This window comes from Microbacterium nanhaiense (genome assembly GCF_014646015.1).
Taxonomy (GTDB): Bacteria; Actinomycetota; Actinomycetes; order Actinomycetales; family Microbacteriaceae; genus Microbacterium; species Microbacterium nanhaiense.
Map to the genome: position 1 here is coordinate 207,450 of NZ_BMMQ01000003.1, position 13,380 is coordinate 220,829.

The window sequence follows — 13,380 nt, forward strand, 5'->3', positions numbered from 1 at the left end:
AATGGCAGACATCACCATCAGCCCCGACGTCATCCGTGACGCGCTGAAGGACTTCGTCTCCGCCTACGAGCCCACCGGTTCTGGCGCGAGCGAGGTCGGCACCGTCACCGACGCGGCCGACGGCATCGCTCACGTCTCGGGTCTCCCGGGCGTGATGGCGAACGAGCTTATCCGCTTCGAGGACGGCACCCTCGGCCTCGCACAGAACCTCGACGAGCACGAAATCGGCGTCGTCGTTCTGGGCGAGTTCTCGGGCGTCGAGGAGGGCCAGCAGGTCACCCGTACCGGCAAGGTCCTCTCGGTTCCGGTGGGCGAGGGCTACCTCGGCCGCGTCGTCGACACGCTGGGCAACCCGATCGACGGCCTCGGCGAGATCACCGGCATCGAGGGCGAGCGCGAGCTCGAGCTCCAGGCCGCCGGCGTCATGAGCCGTAAGAGCGTGCACGAGCCGCTGCAGACCGGCATCAAGGCGATCGACTCGATGATCCCGGTTGGCCGCGGTCAGCGTCAGCTGATCATCGGCGACCGCCAGACCGGCAAGACCGCCATCGCGATCGACGCGATCATCAACCAGAAGGCGAACTGGGAGTCGGGCGACCCCGACAAGCAGGTGCGCTGCATCTACGTCGCCGTGGGCCAGAAGGGCTCGACGATCGCGAACGTGAAGGGTGCGCTCGAGGACGCCGGCGCGATGGAGTACACGACGATCGTCGCCGCTCCCGCCTCGGACCCCGCGGGCTTCAAGTACCTCGCTCCCTACACCGGCTCGGCCATCGGCCAGCACTGGATGTACCAGGGCAAGCACGTCCTCATCGTGTTCGACGACCTGACCAAGCAGGCCGAGGCCTACCGTGCCGTGTCGCTTCTCCTTCGTCGTCCGCCGGGACGTGAGGCCTACCCGGGCGACGTCTTCTACCTGCACTCGCGCCTGCTCGAGCGTTGCGCGAAGCTGTCGGACGACCTCGGCGCCGGATCGATGACCGGTCTGCCGATCATCGAGACCAAGGCGAACGACGTCTCGGCGTACGTTCCGACCAACGTGATCTCGATCACCGACGGCCAGATCTTCCTGCAGTCGGACCTCTTCAACGCGAACCAGCGCCCCGCCGTCGACGTGGGTATCTCGGTCTCGCGAGTCGGTGGCGACGCGCAGCAGAAGCACGTCAAGAAGGTCTCCGGTACGTTGAAGCTCGAGCTGGCCCAGTACCGCTCGCTCGAGGCGTTCGCGATGTTCGCGTCGGACCTCGACGCGGCCTCGCGTCGTCAGCTCGACCGCGGTGCGCGCCTGACCGAGCTTCTCAAGCAGCCGCAGTACTCGCCGTACTCGGCGGAGGAACAGGTCGTCTCGATCTGGGCCGGTACGAACGGCAAGCTCGACACGATCGCGGTGGAGGACGTCCTTCGCTTCGAGCGCGAGCTGCTCGACTACGTGCGCCGCAACACCGATGTTCTCGACCGCCTCGCCTCCTCGGGCAAGCTCGAGGACGACGTGCTCGCCGACATGGAGAAGGCCGTCGACACCTTCGTGCTCGAGTTCCAGCAGGGCTCGGGCCAGGGCATCGGTGCGCCGGGCCACGAGGAGCATCAGGCGGCGCAGCACGAAGAGATCGGCCGGGAGCAGATCGTCAAGGGCCGCAAGGCCTAACCCCCTGAGGGACGCATCATGGGCGCACAACTCAGGGAGTACAAGCAGAAGATCTCTTCTGCGCAGACCACCAAGAAGATCACGAAGGCGATGGAGCTCATCGCGGCTTCGCGGATCCAGAAGGCGATGGCGCGCGTGCGCGCGTCGTCGCCCTTCTCCCGCGCGGTCACGCGAGCCGTCTCCGCCGTTGCGACGTACACCGACATCGATCACCCGCTCACGCGGGAGAACGAGACGGTGACGCGGTCGGCCATCCTGCTGCTGACCAGCGACCGCGGCCTCGCCGGCGCGTTCAACTCGCAGGTCATCAAGGAAGCGCTCGAGCTCGCCGCACTTCTCCGTTCGGAGGGCAAGGAGGTCGTGTTCTACCTCTTCGGCCGCAAGGCCGTTGGCTACTTCCAGTTCCGCCAGATGGTGGCGGCGCAGGAGTGGACGGGTGAGGCGGACACCCCTTCGTTCGAGACGGCGAAGGAGATCGCCGACGCGCTCCTCGAGGCCTACAACCTCGACGAGGCCGAGGGCGGCGTGAACGAGATCCATGTCGTCTACAACCGCTTCGTCAGCATGATGGTGCAGGAGGCCGAATACGTTCGTCTGCTCCCGCTCCAGGTCGTCGAGGCGCACGAGGCCGAGGACACCTCGTCCAGCGAGGTGTTCCCGCTGTACGAGTTCGAGCCCGAGCCCGCGAATGTTCTCGATGCGCTCCTGCCGGTGTACATCCAGAGCCGCATCTTCAACGCCCTCCTGCAGTCGGCCGCTGCGAAGCAGGCCGCCACGCAGAAGGCGATGAAGTCGGCCTCGGACAACGCCGACAAGCTCATCACCGACTACACGCGCCTGCGCAACAATGCGCGCCAGGCCGAGATCACGCAGCAGATCGCCGAGATCGTCGGCGGCGCGGACGCCCTGGCGTCCTAAGACCCTCAGAAAGAGACGAAAATCATGACCACCACGGTTGATTCAACCACCGCGGTCGTCGGGCGTGTGGCCCGCGTCACGGGGCCGGTTGTCGACGTCGAGTTCCCTCACGACGCGCTCCCGGCGATCTACAACGCCCTCAAGACGACGATCTCGACCGGCACCACGTCGACCGAGATCACCCTCGAGGTCGCACAGCACCTCGGCGACGACATGGTTCGCGCCATCTCGCTGAAGCCGACCGACGGCATGGTTCGCGGCCAGGAGGTTCGCGACACCGGTGCGCCGATCTCGGTGCCCGTCGGCGACGTGACCAAGGGCAAGGTGTTCGACGTCACCGGTAACGCCCTCAACCTCGGCGAGGGCGAGACCCTCGAGGTGACCGAGCGCTGGCCCATCCACCGCAAGGCCCCCAACTTCGACCAGCTCGAGTCGAAGACCACGATGTTCGAGACCGGCATCAAGTCGATCGACCTCCTGACCCCCTACGTCCAGGGTGGAAAGATCGGTCTGTTCGGCGGCGCGGGCGTCGGCAAGACCGTCCTCATCCAGGAGATGATCCAGCGCGTCGCGCAGGACCACGGCGGTGTGTCGGTGTTCGCCGGTGTTGGTGAGCGCACGCGTGAGGGCAACGACCTCATCGGTGAGATGGAGGAGGCGGGCGTCTTCGACAAGACCGCGCTCGTTTTCGGCCAGATGGACGAGCCGCCGGGAACGCGTCTGCGCGTGGCCCTGTCGGCGCTGACGATGGCGGAGTACTTCCGTGACGTGAAGAACCAGGACGTGCTGCTCTTCATCGACAACATCTTCCGCTTCACGCAGGCCGGTTCCGAGGTGTCGACCCTTCTGGGCCGCATGCCTTCGGCCGTGGGTTACCAGCCGAACCTCGCCGACGAGATGGGTGTTCTCCAGGAGCGCATCACCTCGACGCGCGGTCACTCGATCACCTCGATGCAGGCGATCTACGTGCCGGCTGACGACTACACCGACCCGGCGCCGGCGACGACGTTCGCGCACCTCGACGCGACGACCGAGCTCTCGCGTGAGATCGCTTCGCGCGGTCTGTACCCCGCGATCGACCCGCTGACCTCGACCAGCCGCATCATGGATCCCCGCTACTTGGGCGAGGACCACTACCGCGTCGCCACGAGCGTCAAGCAGGTTCTCCAGAAGAACAAGGAACTCCAGGAGATCATCGCGATCCTCGGTGTCGACGAGCTCTCGGAAGAGGACAAGATCGTCGTGTCGCGTGCGCGCCGCATCGAGCAGTTCCTCTCGCAGAACACCTACATGGCGAAGAAGTTCACCGGTGTCGAGGGTTCGACGGTTCCGCTCAAGGAGACGATCGAGTCGTTCGACGCCATCGTCAAGGGCGAGTTCGACCACGTCGCCGAGCAGGCGTTCTTCAACGTCGGTGGCATCAGCGACGTCGAGGCGAACTGGGCGAAGATTCAGAAGGAGAACGGCTGATCATGGCTCTCACCGTGAACCTTGTGTCGGCCGAGGCCGAGATCTGGTCGGGCGAGGCAAGCCTCGTCGTGGCGAAGACCGTGGAGGGCGAGATCGGTTTCATGGCCGGCCACGAGCCCACGCTCGCGGTTCTCGCGAACGGCCAGGTTCGCATCACGCAGGTCGACGGCACCAAGGTTGTCGCCGACGCGAGCGACGGGTTCATTTCGATGGAGATCGGTGACACGATCAACATCGTTGCGGGCCAGGCGCAGCTGGTCGCCTGACACTCTTTCGGAACGGGGCGGGGATCTTCGGGTCCCCGCCCCGTTCGTCGTCTCACTTCTTGGAGGTTTTCGTGCTCGTCCTGCTCCCGCCGTCCGAGACCAAGCGGCCGGGCGGATCCGGTGACCCGCTGCGGCTTGCGGAGCTGGTCTTTCCCGGGCTCGGACCGCTGCGCGCGGAGGCGATCGGCGCGCTCGCGGAGCTGGCGCGGCGACCGGAGGAGATGGCGCGGATCCTCAAGCTCTCCCAACGGCAGCTGCGCGAGATCGACGTGAACGCCGCCGTGAGCGACTCGGCGACGCTGCCCGCCGTCGACCGCTTCACGGGCGTCCTCTACGACGCGCTCGACGCGGGCAGCCTCACCGGCGATGCGCGGGCGTGGCTCGCCGAGAACGCCGCGATCCAGACGGCGCTCTTCGGCCCCGTCGGGGCGCTGGATCCGATTCCGGCGTTCCGCCTGTCGGCGGGACACCGTCTTCCGGGGCTCGCGCCGCTCAAGCGGCACTGGGCTGCCGCCACGTCGGTGGAGCTCGAGGGATGCGGCCCGGTGCTCGACCTGCGCTCCGAGGCTTATCGGGCGCTCGGGCCGGTGCCGGCGGACGAAGACCAGGCGTACGTTCGGGTCGTGAACGGCGACGGTCGTGCGCTGAACCACTTCAACAAGCAGACGAAGGGCGTCTTCGCGCGGGCGCTTGCGCTGGCGGGGGAGCGCTTCGACACCGTCGATGCCATCGTCGAGTGGGCCCGCTCCGCCGGGTTCGTCATTTCTCGCGAGGGAGACGAGCTCCTTCTGACGGAGGAATCGACGGTACCGGACGCCGAAATCTTCGCGATCGCTGGGCGAAGTCGCTAGTCTGGGGGCATCCTGCACGTATGCCGAGAACGGCATCGACCAGAAGGAAAACATGTATTACGACGATCCGTTCGCCGAAATGGCCACGGCCTTCGGCGCCATGTTCGCGGCACTCGCCGTGATCCTGATTGTGCCGTTCATCATCGCCTACGTGCTGTTCTCGGTCTTCTACATGAAGCTGTTCGAGAAGGCCGGCGTCACCGACAAGTGGCGCGCGTGGGTTCCGGTGTACCGCGAGATGATCTTCTTCAAGATCGGCGACATGAATCCCTGGCTCGTGCTGATCTTCGCGGTCGGCGGCGGCGTGCTGTCGATCATCTACGTCGGTTCTCTCCTCCTCGCGGCCTTCGCGGTGTTCTGGGCGATGGCGGTCATTCGGGTGAGCTTCAAGGCGAAGAACGAGGCCGCGTGGGCGGCGCTCGCCCTCGGCCTGCCCGGCCTCGGGGGCATCATCTGGCTCGGCATCATGGCGTTCACGAAGGATCCGTGGCAGCCGAACATCCCGCGCGCGAAGTGGGCCGACACCTTCCTCGGCGACAAGACCAACTGGGCGGGCGTGCCCTTCGGCGGCGTGCCCGCCGCGGCCTACGGTGGTGCCGCGGGCTACGGTTACGGCGCCGCCTCGGCCGACCCGTACGGCTACCCGGCTCCCGCCGCGCCGCAGGACCCCTACGGCTCGACGCCCGGATACGCCGCACCGCAGGCGCCCTACGGGCAGCCGCCGGCCCCGCAGGACGGGTACGGCCAGCCGGCCGCCCCGCAGGATCCGTTCGCCGCCCCCGCGGCCCCGCAGCAGCCCCCGTTCGGTCAGCCCGCGGCGCCGCAGGATCCGTTCGCCGCTCCCGCCGCACCGCAGGACCCGGCGTACCCCGCACCCGAGCCGAGCTCGGATTCCGACGAGGGGCCCGCGACGCCGGACTCTGACACGAATCCGCCGGCCGAGCCCCCGCGCTCCTGACGCTTCCCGCACGGCCCCGCCCACCCGGACGGGGCCGTGCGGCAATGTTGCGTAAACTGGAGTACACCTGCTGCGTCGCACGCGACGCCGCGAGACGAAGCCGGAAAGGCCAATCCCGTGTCTGACGAGCCCACCTACACACTGCCCGCGAGGCCCGAGACCCACAGCCGCGACGCTGCGCTCGGCAACGGTGCATCGCTGTCTCTGCGCTGGGCCGGCGCGACCGACCCAGGCCGGAAGCGCGAGAACAACCAGGATGCGTTCTTCGCGGACTACCCGTTGTTCATCGTGGCGGACGGGATGGGTGGACACATCGGCGGCGAGATCGCGAGCCAGTCGGTGGTGACGCGCATGGGTGAGCTCGCGAAGACGGGGTCGGTGTCGCCGGAGGGCATCTCCGATGCGCTCGTGAAGGCGGTGCGCGACATCACCGAGCACCCCGAGGCCACCGACGAGGGCACGGGCACGACGCTCACCGGAATCTACATCGACAGCGACGACGACATGCTCTCGGTCGTCGCGATGAACGTCGGCGACTCGCGCGTGTACCTGCAGCGGGGCGAGCAGCTCATGCAGGTGACGACCGATCACTCCCTCGTGCAGGAGCTGGTGGCCGCGGGCCGGCTCTCCGAGGAGGAGGCCGAGACGCACCCCTACAGCAACGTGATCACGCGCGCCGTCGGTCCGACGGAGCATGTGACGCCCGACTACGTGCGCATCGACGTGCAGGAGGGCGACCGTTACGTTATCTGCTCGGACGGTCTGACGAAGGAACTCACGGACTACGGGATCCTCCATTTCCTGCACGACAACCCCGACCCGGCCGACGCCACGAACGCGATGATGATCGCCGCTCTCGAGAACGGCGGCCGCGACAACGTCTCGATCGTCGTCGTGGACGTGCTGAGCGTCACGGAGCCCGCGGTCTAAACGATCCCCAGGCCGTCACCCCGGCAGATTCATCCACATTCGGCCCCATCCGCCTCCTGCGGTGGGGCCGAAACGTGTTGTATGGCCGCATGACATTCGCACCCGCGGAGACCTCGGTGGCCCCCGCCACCCGTCGCCTCGCCGAGCCGCTCGAACTTCCCGATCTGCCGGATCCGCCCTCGCGCCGTCCGTTCCCCCTTCTCGCGTCGCTCGTTCCCGTCGTCGGTGCCGTGGTGATGTGGCGGCTCACGGGGTCGATCTTCATGCTGTGGTTCGCGGCGCTCGGGCCGTTCATGGCGCTGGGGTCGATGCTCGACAGCGCGCGAGGCGAGCGGCGCGAGCGGCGCGCGGCCGAGCAGCGCCTCGATGCGGCGTGCGTTCGGGTTCTCGCGGAGGTGGAGCGGCGCCACGAGGAAGAGCGGGAGCTCCGGCGTGCCGCAACACCGGATGTGCGTGGGGCGACGAGCCACGACGGCTGGTTGTGGCGCAGGCAGGGGCCGCTCACGATCGGCCGCGGCCCGGCGCGGAGCATCGTCGTCGTCGCGGGCGGTGAGGGTGGGCGCGCCGAGCGACTCCGCCGCGAGGCAGAGACGCTCGCCAGTGCACCCGTCACAGTCGAGTGGGAGAGGGGAGTGTGCGTGCGCGGCGACGGCGTCGCGAGCAGGGCGGTCGTGCGCGCCCTCGTGGCGCAGCTCGTGCTCCGCCACCCGCCGACCGCGGTGTCGCTCGTGGCGCGACCGCTCGGCGAGGACTGGGCGGATGGGATCCCGCACCTCGGCGGCGGCGAGTCCGGGGCGCGACGCGTGGCGGTGCTCGGGCCCGGCGACGCCGTTCCCGACGGTGTCGAGACGGTCATCGCGCTCGTCGGCGAACACGACGCGGTGCCGCATGAATGCGCGGCCCTGGTCGAACTCGACGAGGGGCTGCGTGGCCGCCTGGTCGCGGACGGCGGCGACGTGGCCGTCGAATCGGAGGGCATCTCGATCGGTCAGGCGCGGCGCATTGGTGCCACCATGATGCGGAGGGCGAGACAGACACAGGCCGGTCTGCCGGGCGGGCCCGTCCCGTTCGCGCATCTCCGCGCGAGGGCGGCGAGTGAGGGGGATGCCGAGAGGCGTCCGGCGGGGCTGCGCGCCGTGGTCGGCGTGGGCGCGCACTCACCGGACGAGGCGCCTCCGCTTATCGACGTCGACCTGGTGGCCGATGGCCCGCACGCGGTCGTCGTCGGAACAACGGGCGCGGGCAAGAGCGAGCTGCTGACGACATGGATCGCGGCTCTCGCGTCGGCCCACTCTCCCGCCGAGCTGGTGTTCCTCCTCGGCGATTTCAAGGGCGGTACGGCCTTCGATCACCTGCGCGGCCTGCCGCACGTGACTGGCGTGATGACAGATCTCGACGGTGCCGGCGCTCGGCGCGCGGTCGAGGGGCTGCGCGCGGAGATCCACCGGCGGGAGCGGCTCATCGCGGGCGCGGGGGCGCGCAACATCTCGGACCCTCGCGTGGCGCTCGCCCGCCTCATGATCGTCATCGACGAGTTCGCCGCGCTGTTGCAGGATCACCCCGACCTGCACCAGGTGTTCACGGACGTGGCGGCCCGCGGTCGCGCGCTCGGAATGCATCTCGTGCTGGGAACGCAGCGCGCGTCGGGCATCGTGCGCGACGCGCTCCTCGCCAACGCGCCGCTCCGGATCGCGCTGCGCGTCGCCGAGGAGCGCGAGAGCACGCAGCTGATCGGCGTGGCCGCCGCCGCGGAGATCCCCGGTGATGCCGAGCATCGGGGCGTCGGCTATGTTCGGCGCGCCGCAGACGCCGGGCCGCAGCTGGCGCGGTTCGCGCTCGTGTCCGCGCCCGACGTCGTCTCGCTCGAAGGCTCGCATGCGGGCGTGCGGCCCGCGCCGGGGCCGCTCTTGGATCCGCTGCCGGACCGGTGGCGACCCGACTCACCCGTGACGGCCGAGGGCGCCCTGGTGTGCGCGCTGGCCGACGAACCCGAGGCCCAGCGCCAGACCGCGGTGACGCTGGTTCCGGGCACGGATCGCGGTTTCCTGGTCGTCGGAGGCTCAGGCAGCGGCAAGACGGGCCTGGCCCGCTGGGTCACCGAGGCCGCCCGCGCCGGCGGCTACCGCGCCGTGAGCGTGCCGCGAGAGAGCGAGGGGGCGTGGGACGCGCTGGAGCGCGCGGAGCAGGATCCCCCGGAGCTCTTCGTCATCGACGATGCCGACGCGCTGCTCGCGCGGTTTCCCTCGGAGTACGCGCACGCGGCGGGGGAGCGGCTCGAGCAGATCGTGCGCGACGCGGGGGCTACCGGCACGACCGTGGTCCTGACCGCGGCGCGCCTGACGGGCGCAATATCGAAGATCGCCGACGTGCTCCCGCGTCGCGTGGTCCTGGCGCTTCCGGCCGTGCACGATCACACGGCCGCAGGCGCCGACCGCGAGCTGTACGATCCGCGGCGGGGCCCGGGTCGCGCCGTCATCGACGGTCACGAGGCCCAGCTCGCCGAACCCGAGACGTGGTCAGAACCGGCGGTCGAATCGGGCGCCGCGCGGTGGTGCCCCACGGCCCCGCTGACCGGCTTCGTGTTGCGCGCGGCGGGCCGCCGCGCCGAGGCCTTGCGGGCGGAATGGGGAGCGCGGGTGCGGGTCGTGGCCGTCGACGAGGTCCCCGACGGGGAACTGCTCACCGCCGGCGACATCCCGCTCGCTATCGTCGGCGACGCCGACGCGTGGCAGCGCCGATTCGCGCTCCTGCAGGCCGTGCGCACCCACGGCGACATGGTCGTGGGATCCGACTGCGCCACGGAGCTCCGAACGCTCGTGGGCGAGCGGGAGCTGCCACCCTACGCCCGGCCCCGGGCGGCGCGCGCGTGGCTCGTCAGCGGCGGCGCCGCGCCCACACGGGTCGTGCTCCCGTGAATCCGTGTTCACATAACGGCCGCGGGGGAGGATCCGGGCGGGATCAGACCGTGGCGCGGATCACACCCACGGTGCGTCCGCCGCCCAGCACGCGGAGGTTGGGCCGTTCGGCCGCGGCGGCCGCGACCTCCTTCACCGAGACGGCGCCGGTGCGGGCGAGGAGCGCGAGAGCTACGAGGGATGCGGCGCGGTTCGAGCCGTCGAGCATCTTGACGGCCACGGTGGTGCCGTCGGGCGCGACGATGGTCTGCACGCCCTCCGCGCCCTTCTTCGAGAACACGCCGAAGCGCTCGATCGTGAGGGTGTCGTCGCCGCCGGGGCCCTCGATCGCCCACGCGTTCTCGCGCGCGGCGCGCAGAAGCTGCGCCGCGACCCGGTACAGCGCGAACGGCGAGCTCTCGGCCGAGTTGCCGGCGCGGTTGAGCCCCCGCGCGAGCGACAGCAGGCTCATGGCGTGCACGGGGGCGCCGCAGCCGTCCGTCACGGACGCGGCGATCTTCATGCCCGTCAGGCGCTCGACGACCTCGCGGGTGTGCACCTGGAGCGGGTGCTCCGGGTGCAGGTAGGTCTCGAGGTCCCAGCCGTTCGCGCGGCACGCGGTGAGCATGGCAGCGTGCTTGCCGGAGCAGTTGTGGTGCAAAGGCGATTTCTCCGCGTGGTCGACCATGAGCGCCCTCCGCGCGTCGGCGTTCGACGGCCACGCGGGCGGGCAGCGGAGCGCATCCTCGGTCAGGCCCACATCGGCGAGCATCGCGCGCACGAGCTCCGCGTGCCGGGCCGTGCCGTCGTGGCTCGCCGTCGCGATCGCGAGGCGTTCGCCCGCAAGGTTCGCCCCCGCGGTGACGCTCGCGATCGCCTGCAGCGGCTTGAGCGCCGAGCGCGGGAGGATCAGCGCGGACGGATCCCCGTGCGAGATGAGGGTCTCGCCGTCCGGCGCGAGCACGATCGCGGATCCGATGTGCCGAGACTCGACGAAGCCGCCACGCTCGACAACGGCGAGCTCGGCGGCGGCGGATGCGGGGAAGGTTTCTGCGGTGACCACGCTATAAGCCTAGACTCGGCCGCATGAGCACTCACGGATACTCCCTCACGTCGACCTGGACCGGCAACCAGGGAACGGGCACGAGCGGCTACCGCGACTACACGCGGGACGTGACCCTGAGCGTCCCGGGGCGTCCGGAGATCGAGGCATCGGCCGACGTGCCGTTTCGCGGGGATCCCGTCAGATGGAACCCGGAGCTGCTTCTCCTCGCCGCCGCGAGCGAGTGCCACATGCTCTCGTACCTCCACGCCTGTGTGCTCCGCGGCGTGGTCGTCACGAGCTACGTCGACGAGGCGAGCGCCGAGATCGAGGTCGTGGGCAACGGCGGCCGATTCACCGGCGCGACGCTCCGCCCTCGGATCGAGGTGGCGGACGAAGCCATGATCGGCGACGCGATCGCGGCCCACGAGGAGGCGCACGAATGGTGCTTCATCTCGAACAGCCTCAACTTCGACGTGGTGATCGAGCCGGTCGTCACGGCCGCGTGAGCGGCATGGCGCGGCTGGGCGTCACTTCCGCTCGTGCGGGAGGGCGCGCTTGATCTTCTCCACGGCGGTCTGCGCCGGCAGCTCGTTGTAGGTGCCGGCGAGCTCCTGACCCGAGAGCGCGTGGATCGCCGTCATGATCTCATCCGTCGCCAGGCGGCGGGCCTTCCCGCTCGACGCGGGGCCGAGGTGGGTTAGATCGAGGGGCTCGCCGAACTTCACGACGACGCGCTCGCGGAACGATGGCATCTTCGCCCCGACGGGCATGACCTTGTCGGTTCCGATGAGCCCGATGGGCACGACCGGCGCGCCCGATTCGAGGGCGAGGTATGCGACGCCCGTGCGGCCCTTGTAGAGACGGCCGTCGCGCGAACGAGTGCCCTCCGGGTGCAGGGCGATCGCCGCGCCCGAGGCGAGGATCTCCTTCTGCTGGTCGAGCGCGTCCATCGCGGCCTGACCGACGCCGCGCTCGACGGGCGTCGCACCCACCGCGGTGAAAAAGGTGCGGGAGAACCAGCCCTTGAAGCCCGTGCCCGTGAAGTACTCCGCCTTCGCGAGGAAGTGCACGGGGCGGGGAGCCGCGGCGATCGGGATCACGATCGAATCGATGAAGGAGAGGTGGTTGCTCGCGAAGATCACGGCGCCGTCCTTCGGGATGAGGTCCTTGCCCTCGACCCGCGGGCGGTAGACCATGCGCGCGAGCGGCGCGAGCACGGTACGGCCGAAGGTGTACACCCAGCTGGGCGTGCGGGGGCTCACATCACGCGATTCGGTCATCCTGTCAGGATACGGCGCATATATGCCCCTGCGGGAATCAGCATTCTCCCGGGAAAAGGCGCCGAACGGGACGCGAATGTGAGCGCACATAGCCTGATGCGGCAAAATGGGCGAAACCGCCCACGAAAATTGAGGTCTTCATCGTGCGTCTTCGTTCCATCGCGGCTCTGTCCGCCTCCGCCCTCGCCGTTCTCGCCCTCGCTGGCTGCGGCTCCGTGTCCGACGACGGCGACGCGACGCCATCCGCCACCGCGACGCCCTCTGCGAGCGCCGCGCCCGTCGAGATGTGCGACGCCGGGGAGGAGTCCGGCAAGGCCGCCGACTGCGTCGACGTGAGCGGCGACTTCGGATCCGAGGCGACCGCCGAATTCGAGGCGCCGCTCGGGATCCCGGACATCTCCAGCGCCGTGATCAGCGAGGGCGACGGCGACAAGATCGCGGCCGGCGACTACGTCACCTACGCCGCCACCATGTACGACGCCGAGACGGGCGAGAAGCTCGGAGCCGAGGGTTACGAGCCGTTCTCGAGCCTGCCGCTCGGCATCGTCGAGGGCAGCTACCTTGACGCCTTCGTCGACGTGCCGCTCGGCTCGCGGGTGGCGTTCACGATCCCGCAGCAGACCGCCGCGACGGGTCAGAGCGTTCAGGCCGCCGTCGCGGTCATCGACGTCTTCGAGAAGGCGCCGACCGCCGCGTGGGGCGAGGATGTCGCGCCCGAGGACGGCTTCCCGACGGTGACGCTCGCCGAGGACGGCACCCCGGATGTGACGGTCCCGGAGGACCTGAAGGTCGGCGACACGACCGCCATCGAGGTGCTCAAGCAGGGCGACGGTGAGACCGTGGCCGACGGCGACCAGGTGTTCGTGCAGTACAAGGGCGTCAAGGTCGCCGACGGCGAGGAGTTCGACTCCAGCTGGGGCCGCGGCGCGCCCACCTCGTTCCCGACGAACGGCGTCATCGAGGGCTTCACCAAGGCCCTCGTCGGCCAGAAGGTCGGTTCGCAGGTCGTCGCTGTGATCCCGAAGGCCGAGGCCTACGCCGGAAGCGAGAGCGAGCTCGCCGAGGACGACCTGATCTTCGTCGTCGACATCCTCGGTACCGCCCACGTCCCGGCCGCGTAACC

12 protein-coding genes are annotated in these 13,380 nt (G+C 69.5%); 10 read left to right on the plus strand and 2 right to left on the minus strand.

What is annotated here, in order from left to right; all coding sequences use genetic code 11:
• Position 1 precedes the first annotated feature (1 nt).
• The 8 genes from atpA (at position 2) to IEX05_RS06755 (ending at position 9,953) form a co-directional block, all read left to right on the plus strand.
• The gene (gene atpA, locus IEX05_RS06720) at positions 2-1,645 is read left to right on the plus strand and encodes a F0F1 ATP synthase subunit alpha (protein WP_188700596.1); all 1,644 of its coding nucleotides are present in this window, start codon (positions 2-4) and stop codon (positions 1,643-1,645) included.
• An 18-nt stretch (positions 1,646-1,663) separates the two neighbouring features.
• Positions 1,664-2,563, plus strand: coding sequence for a F0F1 ATP synthase subunit gamma (locus IEX05_RS06725; RefSeq protein WP_188700597.1), 900 nt, complete (start codon positions 1,664-1,666; stop codon positions 2,561-2,563).
• A gap of 24 nt (positions 2,564-2,587) precedes the next feature.
• Positions 2,588-4,033 (plus strand): F0F1 ATP synthase subunit beta, encoded by a 1,446-nt coding sequence (gene atpD, locus IEX05_RS06730; protein ID WP_188700598.1) that lies wholly within the window; start codon positions 2,588-2,590, stop codon positions 4,031-4,033.
• A 2-nt stretch (positions 4,034-4,035) separates the two neighbouring features.
• A complete protein-coding gene (locus IEX05_RS06735) occupies positions 4,036-4,299 on the plus strand; it encodes a F0F1 ATP synthase subunit epsilon (RefSeq protein ID WP_188700599.1) in 264 nt (87 codons plus the stop codon).
• A gap of 71 nt (positions 4,300-4,370) precedes the next feature.
• The gene (locus tag IEX05_RS06740; protein ID WP_188700600.1) at positions 4,371-5,150 is read left to right on the plus strand and encodes a YaaA family protein; all 780 of its coding nucleotides are present in this window, start codon (positions 4,371-4,373) and stop codon (positions 5,148-5,150) included.
• A 52-nt stretch (positions 5,151-5,202) separates the two neighbouring features.
• The gene (locus IEX05_RS06745) at positions 5,203-6,108 is read left to right on the plus strand and encodes a hypothetical protein (protein ID WP_188700601.1); all 906 of its coding nucleotides are present in this window, start codon (positions 5,203-5,205) and stop codon (positions 6,106-6,108) included.
• A 117-nt stretch (positions 6,109-6,225) separates the two neighbouring features.
• Positions 6,226-7,038 (plus strand): PP2C family protein-serine/threonine phosphatase, encoded by an 813-nt coding sequence (locus IEX05_RS06750; RefSeq protein ID WP_373286289.1) that lies wholly within the window; start codon positions 6,226-6,228, stop codon positions 7,036-7,038.
• Positions 7,039-7,127: 89 nt separating this feature from the next.
• Entirely contained in the window at positions 7,128-9,953 is a 2,826-nt protein-coding gene (locus IEX05_RS06755) for an FtsK/SpoIIIE domain-containing protein (protein WP_188700602.1), read from the plus strand.
• 43 nt (positions 9,954-9,996) lie between these two features.
• On the opposite strand, the gene IEX05_RS06760 is transcribed toward IEX05_RS06755, so the two are convergent.
• The gene (locus IEX05_RS06760; protein ID WP_188700603.1) at positions 9,997-10,995 is read right to left on the minus strand and encodes an asparaginase; all 999 of its coding nucleotides are present in this window, start codon (positions 10,993-10,995) and stop codon (positions 9,997-9,999) included.
• Positions 10,996-11,018: 23 nt separating this feature from the next.
• Here IEX05_RS06760 and IEX05_RS06765 point away from each other — a divergent pair, with 23 nt between their 5' ends.
• Positions 11,019-11,483 (plus strand): OsmC family protein, encoded by a 465-nt coding sequence (locus IEX05_RS06765; RefSeq protein WP_188700604.1) that lies wholly within the window; start codon positions 11,019-11,021, stop codon positions 11,481-11,483.
• A gap of 21 nt (positions 11,484-11,504) precedes the next feature.
• On the opposite strand, the gene IEX05_RS06770 is transcribed toward IEX05_RS06765, so the two are convergent.
• Positions 11,505-12,257: a lysophospholipid acyltransferase family protein gene (locus IEX05_RS06770; protein ID WP_188700605.1), complete on the minus strand. Its 753-nt coding sequence runs from the start codon at positions 12,255-12,257 to the stop codon at positions 11,505-11,507.
• Between the two features lie 143 nt (positions 12,258-12,400).
• Between IEX05_RS06770 and IEX05_RS06775 the strand changes: the two genes are divergently transcribed.
• Positions 12,401-13,378 (plus strand): FKBP-type peptidyl-prolyl cis-trans isomerase, encoded by a 978-nt coding sequence (locus tag IEX05_RS06775; protein WP_188700606.1) that lies wholly within the window; start codon positions 12,401-12,403, stop codon positions 13,376-13,378.
• Positions 13,379-13,380: the final 2 nt, after the last annotated feature.

What these genes read in the sequence shown, in the direction of transcription:
- atpA (WP_188700596.1), top strand. Translation starts at nt 2, where the DNA reads ATGGCAGACATCACCATCAGCCCCGACGTCATCCGTGACGCGCTGAAG.
- IEX05_RS06725 (WP_188700597.1), top strand. Translation starts at nt 1,664, where the DNA reads ATGGGCGCACAACTCAGGGAGTACAAGCAGAAGATCTCTTCTGCGCAG.
- atpD (WP_188700598.1), top strand. Translation starts at nt 2,588, where the DNA reads ATGACCACCACGGTTGATTCAACCACCGCGGTCGTCGGGCGTGTGGCC.
- IEX05_RS06735 (WP_188700599.1), top strand. Translation starts at nt 4,036, where the DNA reads ATGGCTCTCACCGTGAACCTTGTGTCGGCCGAGGCCGAGATCTGGTCG.
- IEX05_RS06745 (WP_188700601.1), top strand. Translation starts at nt 5,203, where the DNA reads ATGTATTACGACGATCCGTTCGCCGAAATGGCCACGGCCTTCGGCGCC.
- IEX05_RS06755 (WP_188700602.1), top strand. Translation starts at nt 7,128, where the DNA reads ATGACATTCGCACCCGCGGAGACCTCGGTGGCCCCCGCCACCCGTCGC.
- IEX05_RS06765 (WP_188700604.1), top strand. Translation starts at nt 11,019, where the DNA reads ATGAGCACTCACGGATACTCCCTCACGTCGACCTGGACCGGCAACCAG.
- IEX05_RS06770 (WP_188700605.1), bottom strand. Translation starts at nt 12,257, where the DNA reads ATGACCGAATCGCGTGATGTGAGCCCCCGCACGCCCAGCTGGGTGTAC.